This window comes from Bacillus sp. JK106, from assembly GCF_053663355.1.
Genome location: NZ_JBSJQC010000003.1, coordinates 401,072 through 422,297 on the forward strand (window position 1 = coordinate 401,072; position 21,226 = coordinate 422,297).

Below are 21,226 nucleotides of genomic sequence, written 5' to 3' on the forward strand. Positions count from 1 at the left end.
AATTGTCTAAAACATATCAAAAATGGATTGCATTCGGATTGTTTTTTATCGTACTGTGCACAGGCCGCTCGGCTTTTGCCGCGACATCTCAGACTCAGACGGGAGGCCTCGGGAATATCGGTTTTTTCCACGATTACCTGATCGAGCCGTTTTCGGCACTTTTAAAAGGGGTGGCGGGCCTGTTCCACGGTGAGTACGGACTGTCGATTATTCTAGTGACGATTATCGTCCGGATCGTTGTATTGCCTTTGTTTGTGAACCAATTTAAGAAACAGCGGGTGTTCCAGGAAAAAATGGCTGTGATCAAACCGCAGGTCGACAGCATCCAGGCTAAAATAAAACAAACGAAAGATGCGGAAAAACAAAAAGAACTGCAAATGGAAATGATGAAGCTTTACCGTGAGCACAATCTGAATCCGATGGCAATGGGATGTCTTCCGATGCTGGTGCAATTCCCGATTTTGATCGGTTTTTATTACGCCATCCGCTCAACGCCGGAAATCGCTTCACACTCATTTCTGTGGTTCAGCTTAGGGCATTCTGATATTCTTGTATCACTGTGCGCGGGGGCCATGTATTTCTTACAGGCTTATATTTCCCAAAAATTAAACGAGAAATATTCACCGGCTGCTCAAAATCCGGCCGCGATGCAGTCAGCAAAAATCATGGTCTTTATTTTCCCTGTCATGATGACCGTTTTTTCGCTTAACGTACCGGCTGCGCTGCCGCTTTACTGGTTTACAAGCGGACTGTTTTTGACAGTGCAGAACGTACTTTTACAGCAGACGCATCATAAAAAGAAACAGGCTGCGGCTCAGGCGGAGCCCGCCAAATCATAATACTGAAACCCTGCCGGAACCTATCCGGCAGGGTTTTTTCTTGTATCTGCGAAGCTTTACGCCAATTATCATGAAGAATGAAAAAAGCACCCAATCAACTGGGTGCTTCGTTTTTAGTTGGCCGCTGTTTCGATAATGGCAACGACCATTTCCGCCGTTTTGACGAGCTCTTCAATCGGCATTTTTTCATTTTTCGTATGGATTTGTTCATAGCCTACTGACAGGTTGACTGTCGGAATGCCGTGGCCGGCAATGACGTTTGCATCACTTCCGCCGCCGCTTGTCTGAAGTTCGCTCGGACGGCCGATTTTTGCCGCTGCTTTTTTCGCGACTTCCACAACCTGATCGCCGTCCTGATATTTGAAACCCGGATACATGACCGCGATGTCCACTTCCGCGCGGCCTCCCATCTCAGCTGCAGCAGATTCGAAAGCTTCTTTCATTTTCTGCACTTGCGCTTCCATTTTTTCAGGCACTAATGAACGCGCTTCAGCCAGAATATCAACCTGGTCGCAGACGATATTGGTTTGCGTGCCGCCTTCGAAACGGCCGATATTAGCCGTTGTTTCTTTATCAATACGGCCGAGCGGCATTTTAGAGATTGCTTTTGATGCGATGGTAATCGCGGAGATGCCTTTTTCCGGTTCCACTCCCGCATGAGCCGTTTTCCCGAAAATGGTTGCTCTCACTTTCGCTTGTGTCGGCGCGGCTACAATAATGTTGCCGACTTTTCCGTCTGAATCAAGCGCAAAACCGTATTTCGCGGTAATGTCTGAACGATCCATTGCTTTTGCCCCGACTAATCCCGATTCTTCTCCGGCCGTGATAATGAATTCAATGGTGCCGTGCTCGATGTTTTGTTCTTTCAGCACTTTAATGGCTTCAAACATTGCGGCAAGACCCGTCTTATCATCAGCGCCGAGAATCGTCGTGCCGTCGGATTTTACATAGCCGTCTTCCACAATCGGCTTAACGCCTTTGCCCGGAACAACCGTGTCCATGTGCGATGTGAAATAAATCGTATCCGCATCTTTTGTGCCCTTTAACGTACAGATTAAGTTGCCGGCTCCATGCCCGGTCACTTCTTTTGTATCATCTTCTTTTACGCTCAATCCTAAATCAGTGAATTTTTGTTTGAGCACCTTGCTGATTTCCGCTTCATGTTTTGTCTCTGAATCAATTTGAACGAGTTCAAGAAATTCTTCAAGCAGACGTTTTTCATTTACCATTTTCAGTTCCCTCCGTTTAAAGCGGTATATTACCGTGCTTTTTTTTCGGTCTTTCCTCTTCCTTATGCGCAAGCATGTCAAATGCCTGAATCAATTTTTTCCTCGAGTCTTCCGGCCGGATGATATCATCCACCATTCCGCAGGCCGCCGCTCTATACGGACCGGCGTTTTCCTTTTCGTATATGGCTTTTTTTTCGCGCTTCGTCTTCTCCGGGTCGCCAGAAGCCTGTATGTCTCTGCTGTATAAAATCGACGCCGCGCCTTCCGCTCCCATCACGGCGATTTCCGCATTAGGCCAGGCGAATACAAGATCTGCCCCGAGCCCTTTCGAATTCATGGCAACATAGGCGCCTCCGTAAGCTTTTCTGATGATGAGCGTCACTTTCGGCACCGCCGCTTCGGCAAAAGCATACAGCAATTTTGCTCCGTGACGGATGATTCCCGCATGTTCCTGCTGAAGGCCCGGAAGAAATCCCGGAACATCAGCGATCGTCAATAGCGGAATATGAAACGCGTCGCAAAAACGGATGAATCTCGACGCTTTGTCAGCGGCATCAATCGTGAGGCTCCCCGCCAAGTGTTTCGGCTGGTTTGCGACAACACCGACTGTGCGCCGTCCGAGTTTCAGAAAACCGACAGCAATGTTTTTGGCAAAATACGGCTGAATGTCAAAAAACGTTCCGTCATCCGCCAGCTCTTTTATTACCTGTAACACATCGTAAGGTTTCGAACTGTCCGCGGGAACGAGGGTGTTTAATAACGGTCTGGCGTCTTCCTTTTTAACGGGTAATGCCGTCTGTCCGCCGTGCGGGAGATAAGAAAGCAGGGTTTTCACAGCGGAAAGTGCCTCTTTTTCCGTTCGTGCGGAATAGTGGGCATTTCCGCTTATCACATTATGTATTCCCGCACCGCCTAAACTTTCCGCGTCAATCTGTTCACCCGTCACCTGTTCAATGACTTTCGGGCCTGTAATAAACATGTGCGACGTATGTTCCGCCATAATCACAAAATCCGTCAAAGCGGGTGAATAAACAGCACCGCCGGCACACGGCCCAAGGATGACAGAAATTTGCGGAATCACTCCCGAGTAAAGGACGTTGCGCCTAAAGATATGACCGTATCCATTTAATGATACCACACCCTCTTGAATTCTCGCACCACCTGAGTCGTTCAGCCCGATGATCGGGGTTTTGTTTTTCGCCGCCAGATCCATTACCGCCGCGATTTTTTCCGCATGTGTCTCGCCGAGCGTCCCGCCGAGTACGGTAAAGTCATGGGCAAACAAATACACGGGCCGTCCTTCAATTGTGCCGTATCCGGTAACAACGCCGTCTCCCGGAGCATTCTGGCACCCGGGCGTGCGGCTTTTGGCAAACGGCTGCAGCTCTGAAAAACTGTCTTCGTCCAATAGATAGTCAATTCTTTCTCTTGCCGTCAGCTTGCCTTTTTTGTGCTGTTTTTCATTTTTTTCCGCTCCGCCGCCGTTTGTTAAAAAGGAGCGTCTTTCGTTTAAGTGTCTGATATGATCACTCATGCTCATCTTGAGTTTCTCCTTTTTCAATTGTTTCACAAAGCTCAATCAGGACCCCGTTCGCCTCTTTTGGAGAGAGAAATGCGATCTTCTTCCCGCCCGCTCCGTTTTGCGGTTCATGATGAATCAAGGTCATGCGGCATGATTCAAGCTCCTTGATCGTTTCCTTCATATCGGCGCAGCGGAATGCCAAATGATGCAGCCCTTCGCCTCTTTTCTGTAAAAAAGAGCTGACGGGAGACGCGTCCGACAGCGGCTCAATCAGCTCAAGCTTTGTGCCTCCCGCTTTTAAAAAAGCAACTCTCACATTTTGGCCGTTTACCAGCTCGTCTCCCATATACGTAAGCCCGAGCATCCGTTCGTAAAATCCTCTCGCGGCTTCAATAGAGCTGACGGCAATGCCGACATGATCAAGTTTTTTCATAGCGCGGCCACCTGCTTTCCGCCATAGGATATGGCTTGTTCATACAAGCAAAACACGTTAAAATGGTAGACAGTAATCTTAAGGAGTGAAACAATGTCTCAAAAATTTATGAAAAGCGCCGTCATCGTCATTTTGGGCGTATTTATACTTTCAACCCTCCTCTCAGGTATTATGATGTATTTGCGGTAAAAAAGCAGGCGCCTCATTGCAAGGGGGTTTCCTGCTTTTTTATGAGGGCTTTCCGCTCTATTGCAATGTCCTCAAATGAGCGGTTTTCTTTTGTGATCAATACTTTCGTTCCGGGAGGGATAATCCGGAAAATACGGATGACATCCCGGTTTTTCATACGGATGCAGCCGTTTGATACAAACCCCCCGATCAGCTCTTCTCTGTTTGTTCCGTGAATGCCGTATATCCTGCCGTCGGTTCCTTTCGCATCAAAGCCGATCCAGCGGACGCCGAGCGGGTTTTCCGGCGCGCCTCCCTCTACATTTTTCTTCCGGTAATACGGATTGACGGCTTTGACCGTTACCGTAAATTCTCCTTCAGGCGTCAAATCATCCGTTTTTCCCGTCGCCACCTGATAAATGCCTTCTATTCGGTTATCCTTCACAACAGCAAGCGCATTTGTGGCTTTATTGACGATAATATAAGGGTCACCCGGCAAAGGGTTCGCGCCAAGCGGCCAAAGCGGAGACAGCAGCAGGGCGGCTGACAATAAAAAAAATCGCATGGGCTCCCCTCCTTTTTTCATTAGAATGACCAATGAAAGGAGGACTCATGCGATTGATCCATATGTTTTTTTACAGCTTGATGCCTTTGAAATAACTTTTAATCACGAGATATTGTTCCATCTCACCGAGGAGGTGGAACAAAGCCGCCCGCGCTTCAAACTCCTCGCGCGTTGCCGGGAGCGGCATTTCTTCAAATTCCGTTCTCATTTCTGCAAGTCTTTTTAAAAATTTATGAGCGGTATTGCCGGGATGAATGGCTTCCCTTAATTCATGGATGAAATGGGCGATTATTTTTCCCTGCTCCACCGTTATTGAAATAGAGGTAATCTTCGGCAGCAGCCGTTCAATGATTTCAAATTGTTTCTGTCTCATCTTAAAATAATGATAGTAGAGATTTTCATGGCGCAAAATATGATTCTGCACGTCCCGATAGGCGAGGTTTTTCGCCTCTTGAATCATCTGATGCGTCTCCGGTATTTCCTTCCCCGTCCAATCTTGCTCACCAGTTAACAAATACCGTTCGATTTCGGCGAAGATGACGGAAAAGTTGTCCTCGATTTTTTTCCTGTACGCCGCGAGTTTTCTGTCGAGGCTCGGCATATACAGATTCATTAACAGCGCGACGCCGATACCTACGGTGATCAGCTGGAACTCATTCCAGATAAACGCCATCGTAATGCCGCCGGACATATATAAATGAAGAATGATTACTGAACTGGTGACGATCCCTTCATTTATTTTTAAAACGACTGTAGTCGGAATGAACAGCACCAGCAATATTCCGATCGCAAACGGATAATAGCCGATCAGTCCGAAAAAGACATATGAAAAGACGATCGCCAATAAACAGGCGGCAAATCGGGCCCACGAGGCCTGAAGCGACCGCTTTTGCGTAATCTGGATGCACAATATGGTGATGATTCCTGCGGATGCGAAGTTTTGCAGATGCAACAGCTGGGCTAAATAAATGGCCAGCGCCGTTCCAAGTGCGGTCTTTAGTGTCCGGTAACCGATTTTAAACATTGCTTGCTCCATTCTGTTTGTTTCTTTCTCAAAAAAAAGAAGAAGAGCATTCTTCTTCTTTTCTTACAGTTATATTTTATAATATTTTTTCTAAAAAGTCCTGTGCTCTTTTTGACTTCGGAGAAAGAAAAAATTCTTCCGGCTGACCGTCTTCCACGATCGTCCCTTCATCCATAAATAATACGCGGTCTGCGACTTCTTTGGCAAATCCCATTTCGTGCGTTACGATCACCATTGTCATGCCCGTCTGCGCGAGCTCTTTCATCACCTCAAGAACTTCTTTGACCATTTCCGGGTCAAGAGCCGAGGTCGGTTCATCAAACAGCATGATGTCAGGATTCATGGCAAGCGCCCGCGCGATGGCGACCCGCTGCTTCTGTCCGCCTGACAAACGGTTCGGATAGTCGTTCCGTTTGTCAAGCAGTCCGACTTTTTCAAGGAGAGCGCATGCCTTTTCCTCCGCCTCCTTTTTAGACTCTTTCTTCACGCTGACCGGCGCGTATGTGATATTTTCAAGCACCGTTTTATGAGGAAACAGATGAAAATGCTGAAATACCATGCCGATATTTTCCCGCACTTTCAGTTTATTCGTTTTAGCTGCGGTGATTTCGTTTTCTTTAATGGCAATCGTTCCGCCGCTCGGGGTTTCCAGCAGATTTAAGCAGCGCAGAAACGTTGATTTGCCGGAACCGGAAGGGCCGATGACAGCGACGACTTCCCCTTCTTCGATCTGTGTTGAAATGTTTTTCAGTACTTCATGTTTCCCGAATGATTTTGACAGGTTGTCGACCTTAATCATTGGCTTTCAGCTTCCTTTCTACGCCTTTTCCGATGAATGCTAAGATCAAAACGAGCACGTAATAGATTAAGCCCGCCACAATAAGAGGTTCTAAATAGTTGTATGTTGCGGCGCCGGACTGGTAGGCCCGTCTCATAATGTCTCCGAGACCGATTACCGTGACGATCGCCGATTCTTTCGTCAAGGTGATTAATTCGTTAATAATAGCCGGAGAAATGTTTTTAAACGCCTGCGGCAGCAGCAGATCTTTCATCATTTTTCCGTACGGCACGCCGAGAGCGACGGCAGCCTCTTTTTGTCCTTTGTCAATTGCGTTGATTCCCGCTCTGATAATTTCAGAGACGTAAGCGGCTGAATTGAGCGATAATGCGGTGACCGCCGCCCAAAATTGATCGATCTGAAAGCCGAGAAGCTGCGGCATACCGAAATAGATGATCATCAGCTGCAGCACGAGCGGCGTGCCGCGGAATATCGAAGTATAAAAATCCGCAATCCATTTCAGCGGACTGATCATGCTGATTTTAAATAAGCTGAGCACGATTCCTAATACAAGACCGATGACCGCTGAAACGAGCACAATTTTTAATGTGACCGCAAGGCCTTCCAATATAAAAGGAATTTGGGGGATTGTCGCTGAGAAATCCAAATTCATACGTGTGATCTCCTTTGTCTTTATTCAAGATAAAAAGCTCAACGAAAAGTTGAGCTTTCTTTTATTTCTCGTTGGTGAACCATTTTTTCTTCAGTTTTTCGATTTCTCCGTTTTTCTCCATTTCTTTCAGCGCTTTGTTAAACTTCGCTGTCAGATCACTGTCTTTGCGGAACGCAATCGCGGAGCCCGATTCGTCTGACTTCGCATCTGCTGACGCAAAGCCCTGCAGATCGTTATTTGAACTGAAATAGCCTTGTGCTACGATGTCTTCGATAATCGCGGCATCAAAACGCCCGGATTTGATCTCTTCCGTTAAGTCTGAGATCCGGTTGCGGTCTTCGAGCTGAAAACCGTATTTCGAAGCGAGCTTCTTGCCTTTTTCCTCTTGAATGGAGCCGAGCTGAACACCGACGGTTTTGCCTTTCAGATCATTCAGGGATTTAATGCTGCTTCCCTTTTTCGTAACGATCATATTGTTAGCAGTATAATAAATATCAGAAAAATCAACTTGCTTTTTCCGTTCCGGCGTAGGTGTCATTCCAGATAAAATCATATCTACCTGCTTGGACTTTAAGGCTGTAATCAGGCTGTTGAAGTCCATGTCCTGCACCTCAACGTCATAGCCGGTCTTTTTGCCCAGAGCTTTTGCCAGATCAACGTCAAACCCGGTGATCTGATCGCCGTCTTTATATTCAAATGGTTTATAGTCAGCCGATGTACCCATAATCAGCTTGTTCTTTCCGCCCTCTGAGCCTGAATTGCCTGATCCGCAGGCGGACAGCGCAAAGGTGATACATGCGGCAGCTAATACCAACAGCCATTTCTTCATAATTCATTTCCCCCATATCTACTGATCTCTTAAATTTGAATATTTATTCGTCAACTTGTATTTTAAACACTTTTTAATTGTGATGCAATACTATTTTTGAAAAATATATTTTCCTTTCTGTGTTTATTATAGTCATTGTTTTTCCGATTAGTGACAGCTGAACGCCGGTGTATAAATATTTATATTTATACAGATTCCATATAAAAAACCCCGGAAGCGCTCGGCTCCGGGGTTTTTCTTTCACTTATACTTCTTCACAATATTCTTCAAATGCTTCCTGCAGTTTTGTGACGACGGCCATCGGCTCATGGCCTTCAATTTCATGGCGTTCCACCATTTTCATGATTTTCCCGTCTTTTAAAATGGCAAATGACGGAGAGGACGGCGGATAGCCTTCAAAGTATTCTCTCGCTTTGGCTGTCGCTTCTTTATCCTGTCCGGCAAATACCGTCACAAGCTGATCCGGGCGTTTATCGTAATGTACGGAATGGTACGCGGCAGGCCGTGCAATACCGCCTGCGCATCCGCACACAGAGTTGACCATAACGAGTGTCGTTCCTTTTTTCGAAAGCGCTTCGTCCACTTCCTCAGCGGTTTTCAGCTCTGTATACCCGGCGGCCGTGATTTCCTGGCGGGCTTGACGCACGACATCATTCATAAATAAATTAAAATCCATATTCAACTGGGACCTCTCCTTTTTGATCATCTCTTCTTATGATAGCAAGGAACCTCCCTATCGGCAAATGACACCGCTCATATCCAATTGTTTTTGTCCCTTTTATGTACCCGATGTAAGTTTATGACCTTTTAAAAACGGGAAACTTGTTAAAGAGATTGTCTGAAATAAAGGAGCAGTCGTATGAGCCAACGGAAAGCAGTATTAATTTATAACGGAAACGCCGGTCAAAAACAGATTGATAAAACGCTCGGCACGGTCGTCCCCATTTTGGCCCAGTCAGCTGACGAACTTTTGATTAAACCGACCAAACATCAGGATGATGCCCGTCAGTATTGTGAAAATCTCGACAGTTCAGTTGACCATTTATATATTTTAGGCGGAGACGGCACTGTGCATCAATGCATCAACAGCATCAGCAAACTTGATCACAGGCCCGCTGTCGGCATTTTGCCGGGAGGAACGTGCAACGATTTCTCACGGGCGCTCGGCATCCCGCAAAACCTTCAAAAGGCCGCTGAAGCGCTCGCGGCCGGACATAAACGGATGATTGACGTCTGTAAAACGGATGACGGCTATTTTCTGAACTTTTGGGGCATCGGATTGATCACTGAAGCATCAAGCCATATCAATGAAACTGAAAAAGCATGGCTCGGTAAAATCAGCTACTTCACGAGCGCCTTGCGAACGATGACAAGCGCGAACCCGTTCCCTGTCAAATTGACGATTGACGGCGAGGTGAAAGAAGACGAAGCCGTAATGGTGCTTGTCATGAACGGGCATTATATCGGGACAAACCGAGTTCCCCTGCCTGATGCCAGCCTCCGGGACGGCTTAGCCGATGTGTTAATCTGCCGCAACACAAGCCTTGCCGCGTTGCGGGAGCTGATGACGATGGAGCAGGGTTCATTTGATGATTTCAAAGGGGAGCTGTCCTATATTCAGGCCTCGAGGATTGAAATCGAAACCGGACGTGAAATGGACGCGGATACAGATGGCGAGGTATACGGAACAACACCTTGTACGATCGAAGTGAAAAAACGTCATCTCACTATGCTTGTTCCCGAGGACTCACAATGAAAATAAAAAAGCTCCTTTTGCCGCCCGGGCAAAAGGAGTTTTTTTAATAGACGGAAGTATGTTCATCAATGTTTTCTAAGATCTCTTTGACGCGTCCGAGGAATCGGCCGCATACGAGCCCGTCAAGCACTCTGTGATCTAAAGACAGGCAAAGATTAACCATATCACGCACTGCGATCATCCCGTTATTCATGACAACCGGACGTTTGACGATTGATTCTACCTGAAGAATGGCCGCCTGCGGATGGTTGATAATGCCCATAGATTGAACTGAGCCGAAAGATCCCGTGTTATTGACGGTAAATGTGCCGCCCTGCATATCTTCCGCGGTAAGTTTTCCGTTTCTCACTTTTTTCGCAAGGTCCGTTATTTCTCTGGCTATGCCTTTAATCGTTTTTTCATCAGCATGCTTAATAACCGGAACAAACAGCGAATCTTCCGTGGCAACGGCAATGGAGATGTTGATGTCTTTCTTTTGGACGATTTTGTCTCCCGCCCACATGCTGTTCATCTGCGGGAACTCTTTGAGAGCCTGCGCCGCCGCTTTTACAAAGAAAGCGAAAAATGTTAAATTGAAGCCTTCTTTCTGTTTAAATGAGTCTTTTATGCTGTTTCTGTACGCCGTCATGTTCGTGACGTCGACTTCCATCATCGTCCAGGCGTGCGGAATTTCTGTTTTGCTTTTATGCATATTGGCGGCGATGGCTTTTCTGACGCCTGTAACCGGAATCTCAATATCACCGGCTGACAGAGCTGGCGCCGGCGCTTGTTTTTGCTGTTGTTTCGGCGCTTGTTGCGTTGTTTGAACGGCAGCCGGCGCCGGTGCTTCCGACTTCTGCTGCATTCCCGAATCAATGATCTTTTGAATGTCTTTTCGCGTAATTCTTCCGCCTGCGCCCGTTCCTTCAACTTCTTCAAGCTGAATGCCGTGTTCTCCCGCTAATCTGAGCACGGCCGGCGAATAACGCGCTTTATTTGACTGGTCTTTACCTTTACGGTTTGCATCGGTGTCTGAAGGGGTATTCTGCTCTTCTTCCCGCTTCGGCGCCTCTTCGGTTTCCGTTTCTTCCGTTTCAATTTTGCAGATGATCTCGCCGACTGTAAGAGTCTGGCCTTCTTCTCCTACAAGTTCTGTAATCGTACCGGTAAAAGAAGACGGCACCTCCGCATTCACTTTATCCGTCATGACCTCCGCAATGGGGTCATATTTATTCACTTGATCACCGGGGGATACCAGCCACTTACTGATCGTCCCTTCCGTCACGCTCTCTCCGAGCTGAGGCATAGCCATTTGTTCAATCGCCATGTCAAAAACCTCCTTACGTCTTTAAAACTCCGCTAATTCTCTCATCGCGGCTTCTGCTTTGTCAGGATTCATCATGAAGTATTTTTCCATTGTCGGCGCATAAGGCATTGCCGGAACATCAGGACCTGCAAGCCGCTTGATCGGCGCGTCTAAATCAAATAAGCAGTTTTCAGAAATAATGGCGGCGACCTCACTCATAATACCGCCTTCTTTCGTATCTTCTGTGATCAGCAATACTTTTCCCGTTTTAGACGCAGCTTCAATGATGGCTTCTTTATCTAACGGATAAACCGTACGCAAATCTAATACGTGCGCGGAAATTCCGTCTTTTTCAAGACGCTCGGCAGCCTGCAGAGCGAAATGGACGCATAATCCGTACGTAATGACAGTAATGTCGCTGCCTTCGCGTTTTACATCCGCCTTTCCGATCGGAAGGACGTAATCATCCGCAGGGACTTCGCCTTTAATCAGACGGTACGCCCTCTTATGTTCGAAAAACAGCACCGGATCTTCGTCACGGACTGCGGCTTTCAACAGCCCTTTTGCGTCATAAGGAGTTGAAGGCATGACAATTTTAAGACCCGGCTGGTTGGCAAAAATGGCCTCCACAGACTGGGAATGATACAACGCGCCGTGCACGCCGCCTCCGTAAGGCGCTCTGATGACCATCGGACAGCTCCAATCATTGTTTGAACGGTAGCGTATTTTGGCCGCTTCTGAAATGATTTGGTTGACCGCAGGCAGAATGAAATCGGCAAACTGCATCTCGGCAATCGGGCGCATGCCGTACATCGCGGCGCCGATCCCGACACCGGCAATCGCTGATTCCGCAAGCGGCGTATCCATCACCCGCTCTTCTCCGAACTGTTCATAGAGACCCGCCGTGGCTTTAAACACGCCGCCTTTTCTCCCGACATCTTCCCCGAGAACAAAAACGCGCGGATCTCTTTCCATTTCTTCTTTCATTGCTGCATTAATACTGTCAATATAAGACATTACAGACATAAGTATTCCTCCCTACTTCGCATAAACGTGATCAAGCGTTGATTCAGGAGATGCGTATGGCGCTTTCTCCGCTTCGTCTGTCGCTTCGTTTACGATAGCCATGATGTCATCCAGCATGGTCTTTTCTTCTTCTTCATCTAGAAGCCCGGCTTCTTGCAAGTATGCTTTGTATAAAAGAAGCGGATCCTGTTTCTTTGCTTCTTCTACTTCTTCGCGTTCTCTGTAGCTGCTGTCGTCGTCATCACTGGAATGCGGCGTCAACCGGTAGGAAACCGTTTCTATTAATGTAGGACCTTCGCCTTTAGATGCCCGTTCGCGCGCTTCTTTCACGGCCCGGTAAACTTCCAGCAGGTCATTTCCGTCAACTGTGACTCCCGGCATGCCGTAGCCTGCCGCCCGGTCGGAAATATTTTCGCACGCCACCTGTTTGTCATACGGAACAGAAATAGCATACTTATTGTTTTCACACATGAAAATGACCGGCAATTTATACACGGCGGCAAAGTTTGCCCCTTCGTGAAAATCCCCCTGGTTGGAAGATCCTTCTCCAAAGGTAACGAAAGAGACGATATCCTTTTTATCCATGCGTCCCGCAAGCGCGATTCCGACTGCATGAGGCACCTGCGTTGTCACAGGGGATGAGCCCGTTACGATTCTGTTTTCCTTTTGCCCGAAGTGGCCAGGCATCTGCCTTCCGCCTGAGTTCGGGTCAGCCGCTTTCGCAAAACCGGACATCATCAAGTCCTTTGCAGTCATACCGAATGCAAGCACAACTCCCATATCTCTGTAGTAAGGAAGCACATAGTCGGTATCACGGTTTAAAGCATAGGCCGCGCCTACTTGAGCCGCTTCCTGTCCTTGACATGAAACAACGAACGGAATTTTGCCCGAGCGGTTTAAGAGCCACATTCTTTCGTCGATTTTTCTGGCTAACAGCATGGTTCTATACATTTCAACGGCTTCTTCGTCAGAGAGCCCTAATGCTTGATGGCGGTTTGTAGTCATTCAAACCCCTCCTTCTTTCCTTTTAAAAATGAATCGCGTTTCCGTCTGCGGCTAACGCAGCTTCTCCAATCGCCTCTGAAAGCGACGGATGCGGATGTATGGACTGGCCGATTTCCCAAGGCGTCGCGTCGAGCACCTTGGCAAGCCCCGCTTCAGAGATCATATCGGTGACGTGCGGGCCGATCATATGAATACCGAGAATATCATCTGTATTCCGATCGGCGACGATTTTAACAAAGCCATCGCTTTCTCCGTATACAAGAGCCTTTCCGATTGCCATGAACGGAAACTTCCCGATCTTCAGTTCATGTCCTTTTCGGGTTGCTTCCTCTTCTGTCAGACCGACACTCGCCGCTTCCGGATTTGAATAAATGCATTTCGGCACAAGAGCGGCATCAAGCGGAGCCGGATTTAGACCCGCCATATGCTCAACAGCAATGATGCCTTCACGGGAGGCCACATGCGCAAGCTGAAGACCGCCGACAACATCACCGATCGCATAAATGTGCGATTCCTTCGTCTGCCCGGCTTCGTTCACGATGATAGAACCGTTTTCCGCTTCAATATCCGTGTTTTCAAGGCCGATCCCTTCAATGTTCGGCTGGCGGCCGATGGAAACAAGCATTTGTTCCGCGTGATACGTTTCTTTTTTTCCATTCTTTTCAGCGGCAATTGAAACGCCGTCCGCTTTTTCCAATGTATCCGGAAGCACTTTCGCACCCGTTACGATCTTAATTCCTTTTTTCGTTAACAGTTTTTCCATCTCGCTTGAAATATCACGGTCTTCAGTCGGCAAAATGCGGTCCGCATATTCAATCACAGTGATATTGACGCCGAAATCGTTCAGCATGGATGCCCATTCAATTCCGATGACACCGCCGCCGACGATCATCATGGATTTGGGCAGACGCTCAAGCTCTAACGCTTCATCTGATGTCAGAATATATGTACCGTCTGCTTCTAAACCCGGCAGCATTTTCGGCCTTGAACCGGTTGCGATAATCAATTGTTTCGGTATCAGCATGTCGTTTTCTTCACCATTTGCGTATTCGACAGAAACCGTACCGGGAAGAGGTGAGAAGATGGAAGGGCCGAGCATACGTCCGTACCCGTTGAATACATCAATCTTCCCCTTTTTCATCAGGTGGGCGACACCGCCGGCCAGACGGTCAACGATTCCCTGCTTTCGTTTTTGCACGCTGTCAAAGCGGAGGGAGACACCTTCCGTTTCAATGCCGAATGCTGCCGCTTCCTTTGCGGTTCGGTACACTTCCGCGCTTCTTAACAGCGCTTTACTCGGGATACATCCTTTATGCAGGCATGTTCCGCCGAGCTTTTCTTTTTCTACAACGGCCGTTTTTAAGCCGAGCTGGGCCGCTCTGATGGCGGCTACATAACCGCCCGTCCCGCCGCCCAGAATGACCACATCATATTCAGTCGCCATTTGTTTTCACTCCTTCGCCGATCTGATATTGCTTTGACTGCTCCTCACCGGCTAAAACCCGAAGCGCGCCTTGCGCGAGAGATTGCAGTTCATTTTCTCCCGGGTACACCAGTACATCCGAAATCCAATCTATGTACGATCTGATGGCGGATACGAAACTTTTCCCGTACGCCAATCCGCCCGTCAGGACGATAATGTCTACTTTTCCTTTTAATACGGCGCTTGCCGCCCCGATTTCTTTTGCTACTTGATAAGCCATGGCGTCATAAATGAGCCTCGCATGCTCATCTCCGGCCTGAATGCGTTTTTCCACCTTCACCGCGTCCGTTGTCCCCAGATAGCCGGAGAGTCCGCCCGTGCCGACAAGTTTTTTCATCATATCGGCTTTTGAATACTTGCCGGAAAAACACATCTCCACCAAATCACCCGCAGGAACGGTTCCCGCGCGCTCCGGGCTGAAGGGCCCTTCTCCGTGAAGCCCGTTGTTGACATCCGTCACCCGTCCGCAATCATGGACACCGACTGTGATGCCGCCGCCCATATGAGTGACGATCATCTTCATCTGTTCATACCGTTTGCCGAGGGACGCCGCCGCCTGACGGGCAACAGCTTTTTGGTTCAAAGCATGAAAAATGCTTTTCCGCTTGATTTCAGGCATCCCTGATACTTTAGCGAGCGGAGTCATCTCATCCACCACGACCGGATCGACGATATACGCGGGGATATTTAGTCCGTCAGCTATTTCCCTGGCAATAATTCCGCCCAGATTAGAAGCATGCTGGCCGTTGTAGCCGTTTTTCAAATCAGTGATCATGGCGTCATTCACTTCATATGTGCCGCCCTCAATCGGTCTGAGCAGGCCGCCCCTGGCACAAACGGCATCAAACTTTGAAATGTTGATGCCCTGTTCGTGCAAAGACTCAAGAATGCTTATTTTTCGAAATTCGTACTGGTCGATAATGCCGTTAAATGTTTTCAGCTCTTCTTCGGGATGCCGCAGCGTCTTTTCAAAGATACAGCGTTCATTGTGAAAGACACCGATTTTCGTTGATGTTGAGCCTGGATTCAGAATGAGAATGCGTTTTTCCTTTTCGAACATTTTCATACCTCCAGATCGAATTCCTATCGTCTGCTTAATATACTTTGGCCGTTTTGCAGAAACTGGCTTCTTGAACGGCGCATGCGTTCAATTCGTTCCTCAGCCAGACGGTCGGCCGCTAAGTATGTCGGAATGCCGTCACGCGCGGAAATATCGAGCACCCGCTCAATGTTTGCATAGATGCCTTCAACTTTTTTTAAAGCCCGCTCAGCATTGTAGCCGTAAAGCTCATCGGCCACATTGATGACGCCGCCTGCATTGATAACATAATCCGGAGCGTACACGATTCCCATTTCATGAATGGTATCGCCGTGACGTGTTTCTTTCAGCTGGTTATTGGCCGCCCCCGCAATGACTTTCGCCTTCAGCTGTTTAATCGTGTCATCGTTAATGACGGCGCCGAGAGCACATGGGGCATAAATATCGCACGCCTGTGAGTAAATGTCGCCGGGATCAACTGCGCGGGCGCCGAAGTCCTCAACGGCACGTTTAACAGATTCTTTATTGATATCCGTTACGATTAAAGAAGCGCCTTCTTCGTGAAGGTGGCGGCATAGATTGTAAGCCACATTTCCCACGCCTTGCACGGCAATTGTTTTACCTTCCAGTGAATCAGTGCCAAACGCCGCTTTCGCTGCGGCTTTCATCCCTTTGTAGACGCCGTACGCCGTAACCGGGGACGGATTTCCTGATGAACCGAATGCCGGAGAAATTCCGGTTACATAGTCTGTTTCATCATGAATAATGTCCATATCTTCAACGGTGGTGCCGACGTCTTCCGCCGTAATATACCTTCCGTTTAAGCCTTGGATGTAGCGGCCGAACGCGCGGAACATTTCTTCATTTTTATCTTTGCGCGGGTCTCCGATAATAACGGTTTTCCCGCCGCCTAAGTTTAAACCGGCAGCCGCATTTTTATAAGTCATGCCTTTTGCGAGTCTCAGTGCATCTTCAATCGCCGCTTCTTCACTGTCATATGTCCACATTCTTGTTCCGCCGAGTGCAGGGCCGAGCGTCGTATCATGAATCGCAATGATCGCTTTTAATCCGGATTGTTCATCTTGGCAGAATACCAATTGTTCGTAATCGTAAGTCTCCATATATTTAAAAATTTCCATAGGTTCGTTCCTCCTACTGTTCTTGTGATGCGCAAATCGCAAGCGCAATTGAATACAGTTTATTTTCTGCGGTATCCGCTCTGCTCGTTAATGCAATCGGCGCTTTTGCACCGGCGATGACGGCAGCAACATTTGCTTTCGCAAAATAAATCATTGACTTATAAAGCATATTTCCGGCCTCGATTGAAGGAACCAAGAGAATGTCCGCCTGGCCCGCTACGCTTCCGGAAATCCCTTTTTGCAGCGCAGCCGCTTGGGATACGGCATTATCCAAAGCAAGCGGTCCGTCCGCAATGCAGCCGGTAATCTGTCCTCTATTGCACATCTGGACGATCGCAGCCGCATTCAGCGTCGCCTCCATTTTCGGATTAACCGTTTCAATAGCGGCAAGGACTGCGGCTTTCGGCATAGGGTTCCCTACTGAATGTGCGACATGAACCGCATTTTGCAGAATATGCCCGAGCTCTTCAAGAGACGGGGCAATGTTCAGCGCTGAATCAGTCACATACATCAGCCGGTCATAGTCCGGCACCTCAAAAACGGCTACATGTGATAACACCCTTTTTGAACGAAGCCCTTCCTGGCGGTTTAAAACCGATTTCAAAAGAGTTGAGCTCGGGAGATTCCCTTTCATTAAAACGTCCGCCTCTTGTTCACGCACTGCGCGCACTGCTTTTGCCGCAGATTCTTCTGGTGAATCGGCGTGGATGATGTCAGCATTGAACTTCGGCTCATTTGCCAGAAGCTCTTTCAGCTTTCCGCTGTCACCCGTCAGTAAAAATCGTGCCGACAAGTGTTCTGCCGCCATTTTGACGGCCTGGATCACTTCTTTATGTGCTGCGTGGGCCACTGCAATGGTTTTTGCGTTTTTTGCCGCGGCTTTTTCAACTAGGTCTTTCAGCTTCATTTTGTACCACCTTTCTTGTGCGAATCCGCTTTTAACAATGCAAGTTCCGTGCCAAATATGCGAAAGGGTTTATTCCGGCTTTTTTCAAGAACACATGCAGCTGTTTGCGCTTTCTCTGCAACTTATTGCATGCCGTCATTTGCAAGGCCGTACTTGTCCATTTTGTAGTACAGATTCCGAATGCTGACACCAAGCGCTTTCGCCGTTTTGGTTCGGTTGAATTTATGCTTTTCAAGCGTTTTTTGAATGACGTGCGCTTCAAATTTTTCAACAGCCTGAGACAGCTTTTCCCCTTCTACATCCGGAAAATCACTTTGGGTGCCGTTTTTTTCATTCAGCTCTGATTCGAAAACAGGCAGATGCTGCTGTTCGATCCGTTCCATGTGCGGCTCTAAAAATATCATTGCCCGTCCGAGAACATTTTCAAGCTCCCGTACGTTTCCCGGCCAGCTGTAGGCTGATAAAGCTCGCAGCGCGTTCGGCGTGAGCCCCTTTACATTGCGGCCGTAATCCTGATTGATTTTTTCAATGAGCCGAATGCTCAGCGCTTCAATATCTTCTTTGCGCTGCCGAAGCGGCGGGATTGAGATCGGATAGCGGTTAATCCGGTAATACAGGTCTTCACGGAACGCGCCTTCCGCCATGGCCTTTTCGATGTTGACGTTTGTCGCTGCGATAATTCTGACATTGACAGAAATCGCTTTAGCGCCGCCGACTCTGATAATTTCTTTTTCCTGCAGAACTCTGAGCAGCTTTGCCTGGGTGCTTTGGGTCAGCTCTCCGATTTCATCTAAGAAAATGCTGCCGTTATTCGCTTCCTCAAAAAGTCCTTTTTTGCCCCCGCGCCTCGCACCCGTAAACGCGCCTTCCTCATAGCCGAAAAGCTCGGATTCAAGCAGGGATTCAGACAGGGCCGCACAATTGACCCGGATGAATTTATTGTATTTTCGGTCGCTTTCATTATGGATGGCATGGGCGAAAAGTTCTTTTCCTGTGCCGGATTCTCCCCGCAGCAGAATCGTCGCCGGCGTTTTCGCCCCGAGCTTCGCCTGTTCAAGGGCGACCAGCATTTGTTCACTCGTGCCGATAATGTCGTCAAACGTGTATTTCGCTTCAAGCGTGCGGATGATCTGGCGCGCCCGATTCAGCTCAGCAGTCAGCGTTTTAATTTCTGACACGTCATGGATGACGCCGACGCTGCCTTTTAAAATACCGTCCACAATAACGGGGGCAACATTTACGATGACATCCTTTTTATTGGGGCCGACCTTCATCCTCACACCCCGAACGGGCCGCCTTGTCCCCAATACTTTCAGGTGCATGCTTTCCCCTTCTGAGATATCGGTGGAAGCGGGTTTTCCGATGACTTCGCTTTCTGACAGCCCGGTCATTTTTGTATACGCTTTGTTGATTAACATTCCGATGCCGTTTTCATCAACGACGGAAATGGCCTCGTCTGACGATTGAATAATCGCTTCAAGCATGGTGCGGATTTGTTTTAAGTTCGTGACCTCTTCCGCCAGTTCAACTGCGTCGGTGATGTCTTTAAACACGCATAACGCGCCGAGAAGTTTTCCGCCTTCATCAATGATCGGCAGTCTTGTCGTGACAATCTGCAGGTGCTTGCCGAGAAGCTGCTTCTGGTTATATTCCGGCTCTCTCGTTTCCAGAATCCGCGGCAGCTTTGTGTTCGGCACTACATCTTTAATTTGGCGGCCGATGACATCCTCCCGTTTTCGGCCGACCATTTTTTCTGCCATCTGATTAAATAAAATGATCGTTTCGTTGACGTCTATAAAAATCATACCGTCGTGCGTTGAATTAAAAATGCGGTCATGCTTATACGTCTGCGACTTCAGCATTTGGATAAGCTGCTGTTTTTCCTCCATCAGCTGAAACACCATGTACGCCAATTTTCCCGGCATGACGATGGTTTGTTCTTTTTTCTCATGGAGCAGCTCATCCATGACCGCTTTATCGCCTGTTGTATGGATGATAATATCTATATCTTCAGTTATGTAGGGTTTCCAATCTGATGAGGTTGCAATTCCATATCTCCGGGCTTCTTGCAGCCCTTGCGCCTCCGGATCTTGATCAACCACCGCAATAATCCGGATCAGTTTTGTTTTCATCAAAATCTGTAGGAGCGCCGTGCCTCCTTTACCAGCACCTATAATCAGCACCTTCTGCATCCCGATACCCCTTTATATGAAAAAATTTGCACACCTGTATTTCCCGTTGCAATAATTTGCACAACCCCTATGTTACCACGTTTTGATCTCTTGACAAAATATTTTTTCGATTGGACAATAAAGGAAATCATATCGTAAAGGGGTTTTCTGAATATGAGCCGGCTTGTTGCGCTTTTGATTCTGGTCCTCCCCGGCGCTGTCGCGGCGCTCGGCATTAAGCTGATGAGAGATGCATTATTCGGGCATGCGTTTTCCCCGTTTCCGTCCCTTTTTCTTCAGGGGGCGGCCGGATTGGCGTTTTTTTTGTTCGGCCTTTATGTTCTGGCCGGGTTTATTTTGTACAGAGATCGGAAACGCAATCAAGTCAGCCCGCGGTTCAGGAAAAAAAAGCTGTAAAAAAAGCCCTTGCAAAAAAGGGCTTTTTCAGTCGTCCGGCAGTATCGTTTTGGCAATGGATTGATCCAGTTCTTCATAGTCATCGTAAGCGATCGTTTCATATAATTCTTTTCTCGTCTGCATATCCGAAAGCCCCTCTTTTTGAGAGCCTTCTTCTTTCAGAAGGCGGAAAATACGCTCAAAAGCCTTGGCAGCCGTTCTGAGTGACGTGACCGGGTAAATGACCATCTGACAGCCCATATCGGAAAATTCATCAGCACTGTAATACGGCGTTTGTCCGAATTCAGTCATATTTGCGAGAATCGGCACACTGATTTGTTTGGAAAACGCTCTGAATTCACTTTCGGATTGGAGCGCTTCCGGAAAAACAGCGTCAGCACCCGCTTTTATATAAGCGGACGCCCTTTTTAATGCCCCCTCCAGCCCTTCCTGCTGTCTGGCGTCTGTTCTCGCAACAACAAGAAGAGTCGGCGCGGCCCGCTTGACCGCTTGGATTTTTTGCGCCATTTCTTCAATCGGCACGAGCTGCTTCCCATTCAGATGTCCGCATTTTTTCGGCAGGCGCTGATCCTCCATTTGGACGGCGGCCGCGCGCGCTTCATACATTTCTTTCGCCGTCCGGGCGGCATTCAGCACGCCTCCGAAACCCGTGTCAATATCGACGAGGACGGGCAGATCAGACGAGCGGACCAGATCTTTAACCCGTTCAGCCATTTCCGCCGACGTGATGATGCCTAAATCGGGCAGCCCTCTGCTCGCCGTGTAAGCCGCGCCTGATAAATAAAGAGCCGAAAAACCCGTTTTCTTGGCGATAAGAGCGGCCATCGCATCGTGAGCGCCGGGAATCTGCAATAGATCCGGCGCTGCCATCAGCGTACGGAACCGCTCTGCAAGCTCCTCTTGAGACGACTGCTTGCTGACGATCCACGTCATGTTTG

Annotated in this window: 22 protein-coding genes; 4 read left to right on the forward strand and 18 right to left on the reverse strand. The window is 48.2% G+C overall.

Annotation, left to right across the window (positions count from 1 at the left end):
• The first annotated feature begins 2 nt into the window (after positions 1-2).
• Entirely contained in the window at positions 3-839 is an 837-nt protein-coding gene (locus tag ACWJJS_RS12310; protein WP_015240168.1) for a membrane protein insertase YidC, read from the forward strand.
• Between the two features lie 113 nt (positions 840-952).
• On the opposite strand, the gene ACWJJS_RS12315 is transcribed toward ACWJJS_RS12310, so the two are convergent.
• Genes ACWJJS_RS12315 through mce form a run of 3 tightly spaced genes read right to left on the reverse strand, consistent with a single transcriptional unit; the run spans position 953 to position 4,023 of the window.
• The gene (locus ACWJJS_RS12315) at positions 953-2,068 is read right to left on the reverse strand and encodes a tripeptidase T (protein WP_003153237.1); all 1,116 of its coding nucleotides are present in this window, start codon (positions 2,066-2,068) and stop codon (positions 953-955) included.
• Between the two features lie 16 nt (positions 2,069-2,084).
• The gene (locus ACWJJS_RS12320) at positions 2,085-3,608 is read right to left on the reverse strand and encodes an acyl-CoA carboxylase subunit beta (protein ID WP_454023611.1); all 1,524 of its coding nucleotides are present in this window, start codon (positions 3,606-3,608) and stop codon (positions 2,085-2,087) included.
• Entirely contained in the window at positions 3,595-4,023 is a 429-nt protein-coding gene (gene mce, locus ACWJJS_RS12325) for a methylmalonyl-CoA epimerase (RefSeq protein WP_278071157.1), read from the reverse strand. The genes ACWJJS_RS12320 and mce overlap by 14 nt, the downstream gene beginning before the upstream one ends.
• 93 nt (positions 4,024-4,116) lie before the next feature.
• Here mce and prli42 point away from each other — a divergent pair, with 93 nt between their 5' ends.
• Entirely contained in the window at positions 4,117-4,212 is a 96-nt protein-coding gene (prli42, locus tag ACWJJS_RS12330) for a stressosome-associated protein Prli42 (RefSeq protein WP_007408390.1), read from the forward strand.
• 13 nt (positions 4,213-4,225) lie between these two features.
• Here the strand turns inward: prli42 and ACWJJS_RS12335 are convergent, their stop codons facing one another.
• The 6 genes from ACWJJS_RS12335 to brxB all read right to left on the reverse strand — a co-directional run bounded on the left by ACWJJS_RS12335 (position 4,226) and on the right by brxB (position 8,742).
• On the reverse strand, positions 4,226-4,756 hold the full coding sequence (locus ACWJJS_RS12335) for a L,D-transpeptidase (RefSeq protein ID WP_003153233.1): 531 nt from the start codon (positions 4,754-4,756) through the stop codon (positions 4,226-4,228).
• A 70-nt stretch (positions 4,757-4,826) separates the two neighbouring features.
• Complete coding sequence (locus tag ACWJJS_RS12340) at positions 4,827-5,780, reverse strand: aromatic acid exporter family protein (protein WP_003153231.1); 954 nt, start codon at positions 5,778-5,780, stop codon at positions 4,827-4,829.
• A gap of 76 nt (positions 5,781-5,856) precedes the next feature.
• Entirely contained in the window at positions 5,857-6,579 is a 723-nt protein-coding gene (locus ACWJJS_RS12345; RefSeq protein ID WP_003153229.1) for an amino acid ABC transporter ATP-binding protein, read from the reverse strand.
• A complete protein-coding gene (locus tag ACWJJS_RS12350) occupies positions 6,572-7,231 on the reverse strand; it encodes an amino acid ABC transporter permease (protein WP_069473495.1) in 660 nt (219 codons plus the stop codon). The genes ACWJJS_RS12345 and ACWJJS_RS12350 overlap by 8 nt, the downstream gene beginning before the upstream one ends.
• Positions 7,232-7,292: 61 nt before the next feature.
• Complete coding sequence (locus tag ACWJJS_RS12355) at positions 7,293-8,060, reverse strand: transporter substrate-binding domain-containing protein (RefSeq protein WP_003153224.1); 768 nt, start codon at positions 8,058-8,060, stop codon at positions 7,293-7,295.
• 244 nt (positions 8,061-8,304) lie between these two features.
• Positions 8,305-8,742 (reverse strand): bacilliredoxin BrxB, encoded by a 438-nt coding sequence (gene brxB, locus ACWJJS_RS12360; RefSeq protein WP_003153223.1) that lies wholly within the window; start codon positions 8,740-8,742, stop codon positions 8,305-8,307.
• Between the two features lie 177 nt (positions 8,743-8,919).
• Between brxB and ACWJJS_RS12365 the strand changes: the two genes are divergently transcribed.
• Positions 8,920-9,816, forward strand: coding sequence for a YegS/Rv2252/BmrU family lipid kinase (locus ACWJJS_RS12365; RefSeq protein ID WP_167860269.1), 897 nt, complete (start codon positions 8,920-8,922; stop codon positions 9,814-9,816).
• Positions 9,817-9,859: 43 nt separating this feature from the next.
• Here the strand turns inward: ACWJJS_RS12365 and ACWJJS_RS12370 are convergent, their stop codons facing one another.
• The 8 genes from ACWJJS_RS12370 to ACWJJS_RS12405 all read right to left on the reverse strand — a co-directional run bounded on the left by ACWJJS_RS12370 (position 9,860) and on the right by ACWJJS_RS12405 (position 19,892).
• Complete coding sequence (locus tag ACWJJS_RS12370; RefSeq protein WP_069473498.1) at positions 9,860-11,122, reverse strand: dihydrolipoamide acetyltransferase family protein; 1,263 nt, start codon at positions 11,120-11,122, stop codon at positions 9,860-9,862.
• A 21-nt stretch (positions 11,123-11,143) separates the two neighbouring features.
• Entirely contained in the window at positions 11,144-12,127 is a 984-nt protein-coding gene (gene bfmBAB / locus ACWJJS_RS12375) for a 3-methyl-2-oxobutanoate dehydrogenase subunit beta (RefSeq protein ID WP_003153216.1), read from the reverse strand.
• Between the two features lie 12 nt (positions 12,128-12,139).
• Positions 12,140-13,132 carry a thiamine pyrophosphate-dependent dehydrogenase E1 component subunit alpha gene (locus tag ACWJJS_RS12380; protein WP_071391643.1) on the reverse strand — a complete coding sequence of 331 codons (993 nt, stop codon included), beginning with the start codon at positions 13,130-13,132 and terminating at the stop codon, positions 12,140-12,142.
• A 22-nt stretch (positions 13,133-13,154) separates the two neighbouring features.
• Positions 13,155-14,576 carry a dihydrolipoyl dehydrogenase gene (lpdA, locus tag ACWJJS_RS12385; RefSeq protein ID WP_017418112.1) on the reverse strand — a complete coding sequence of 474 codons (1,422 nt, stop codon included), beginning with the start codon at positions 14,574-14,576 and terminating at the stop codon, positions 13,155-13,157.
• Positions 14,566-15,681, reverse strand: coding sequence for a butyrate kinase (gene buk, locus ACWJJS_RS12390; protein ID WP_094247799.1), 1,116 nt, complete (start codon positions 15,679-15,681; stop codon positions 14,566-14,568). Before buk ends, lpdA begins: the two co-directional genes overlap by 11 nt.
• 17 nt (positions 15,682-15,698) lie before the next feature.
• Entirely contained in the window at positions 15,699-16,793 is a 1,095-nt protein-coding gene (gene bcd / locus ACWJJS_RS12395) for a branched-chain amino acid dehydrogenase (RefSeq protein ID WP_003153209.1), read from the reverse strand.
• A gap of 13 nt (positions 16,794-16,806) precedes the next feature.
• A complete protein-coding gene (yqiS, locus tag ACWJJS_RS12400; RefSeq protein WP_454023612.1) occupies positions 16,807-17,700 on the reverse strand; it encodes a phosphate butyryltransferase in 894 nt (297 codons plus the stop codon).
• A gap of 122 nt (positions 17,701-17,822) precedes the next feature.
• On the reverse strand, positions 17,823-19,892 hold the full coding sequence (locus tag ACWJJS_RS12405; RefSeq protein WP_007612462.1) for a sigma-54 interaction domain-containing protein: 2,070 nt from the start codon (positions 19,890-19,892) through the stop codon (positions 17,823-17,825).
• A 153-nt stretch (positions 19,893-20,045) separates the two neighbouring features.
• On the opposite strand from ACWJJS_RS12405, the gene ACWJJS_RS12410 reads away from it, so the two are divergent.
• On the forward strand, positions 20,046-20,288 hold the full coding sequence (locus ACWJJS_RS12410; RefSeq protein WP_007408378.1) for a DUF2627 domain-containing protein: 243 nt from the start codon (positions 20,046-20,048) through the stop codon (positions 20,286-20,288).
• 27 nt (positions 20,289-20,315) lie between these two features.
• On the opposite strand, the gene prpB is transcribed toward ACWJJS_RS12410, so the two are convergent.
• On the reverse strand, positions 20,316-21,221 hold the full coding sequence (gene prpB, locus ACWJJS_RS12415; protein ID WP_003153200.1) for a methylisocitrate lyase: 906 nt from the start codon (positions 21,219-21,221) through the stop codon (positions 20,316-20,318).
• Positions 21,222-21,226 lie beyond the last annotated feature (5 nt).

What these genes read in the sequence shown, in the direction of transcription:
- ACWJJS_RS12315 (WP_003153237.1), bottom strand. Translation starts at nt 2,068, where the DNA reads ATGGTAAATGAAAAACGTCTGCTTGAAGAATTTCTTGAACTCGTTCAA.
- ACWJJS_RS12320 (WP_454023611.1), bottom strand. Translation starts at nt 3,608, where the DNA reads ATGAGCATGAGTGATCATATCAGACACTTAAACGAAAGACGCTCCTTT.
- mce (WP_278071157.1), bottom strand. Translation starts at nt 4,023, where the DNA reads ATGAAAAAACTTGATCATGTCGGCATTGCCGTCAGCTCTATTGAAGCC.
- prli42 (WP_007408390.1), top strand. Translation starts at nt 4,117, where the DNA reads ATGTCTCAAAAATTTATGAAAAGCGCCGTCATCGTCATTTTGGGCGTA.
- ACWJJS_RS12335 (WP_003153233.1), bottom strand. Translation starts at nt 4,756, where the DNA reads ATGCGATTTTTTTTATTGTCAGCCGCCCTGCTGCTGTCTCCGCTTTGG.
- ACWJJS_RS12340 (WP_003153231.1), bottom strand. Translation starts at nt 5,780, where the DNA reads ATGTTTAAAATCGGTTACCGGACACTAAAGACCGCACTTGGAACGGCG.
- ACWJJS_RS12345 (WP_003153229.1), bottom strand. Translation starts at nt 6,579, where the DNA reads ATGATTAAGGTCGACAACCTGTCAAAATCATTCGGGAAACATGAAGTA.
- ACWJJS_RS12350 (WP_069473495.1), bottom strand. Translation starts at nt 7,231, where the DNA reads ATGAATTTGGATTTCTCAGCGACAATCCCCCAAATTCCTTTTATATTG.
- ACWJJS_RS12355 (WP_003153224.1), bottom strand. Translation starts at nt 8,060, where the DNA reads ATGAAGAAATGGCTGTTGGTATTAGCTGCCGCATGTATCACCTTTGCG.
- ACWJJS_RS12365 (WP_167860269.1), top strand. Translation starts at nt 8,920, where the DNA reads ATGAGCCAACGGAAAGCAGTATTAATTTATAACGGAAACGCCGGTCAA.
- ACWJJS_RS12370 (WP_069473498.1), bottom strand. Translation starts at nt 11,122, where the DNA reads ATGGCGATTGAACAAATGGCTATGCCTCAGCTCGGAGAGAGCGTGACG.
- bfmBAB (WP_003153216.1), bottom strand. Translation starts at nt 12,127, where the DNA reads ATGTCTGTAATGTCTTATATTGACAGTATTAATGCAGCAATGAAAGAA.
- ACWJJS_RS12380 (WP_071391643.1), bottom strand. Translation starts at nt 13,132, where the DNA reads ATGACTACAAACCGCCATCAAGCATTAGGGCTCTCTGACGAAGAAGCC.
- lpdA (WP_017418112.1), bottom strand. Translation starts at nt 14,576, where the DNA reads ATGGCGACTGAATATGATGTGGTCATTCTGGGCGGCGGGACGGGCGGT.
- buk (WP_094247799.1), bottom strand. Translation starts at nt 15,681, where the DNA reads ATGAAAATGTTCGAAAAGGAAAAACGCATTCTCATTCTGAATCCAGGC.
- bcd (WP_003153209.1), bottom strand. Translation starts at nt 16,793, where the DNA reads ATGGAAATTTTTAAATATATGGAGACTTACGATTACGAACAATTGGTA.
- yqiS (WP_454023612.1), bottom strand. Translation starts at nt 17,700, where the DNA reads ATGAAGCTGAAAGACCTAGTTGAAAAAGCCGCGGCAAAAAACGCAAAA.
- ACWJJS_RS12405 (WP_007612462.1), bottom strand. Translation starts at nt 19,892, where the DNA reads ATGCAGAAGGTGCTGATTATAGGTGCTGGTAAAGGAGGCACGGCGCTC.
- ACWJJS_RS12410 (WP_007408378.1), top strand. Translation starts at nt 20,046, where the DNA reads ATGAGCCGGCTTGTTGCGCTTTTGATTCTGGTCCTCCCCGGCGCTGTC.
- prpB (WP_003153200.1), bottom strand. Translation starts at nt 21,221, where the DNA reads ATGACGTGGATCGTCAGCAAGCAGTCGTCTCAAGAGGAGCTTGCAGAG.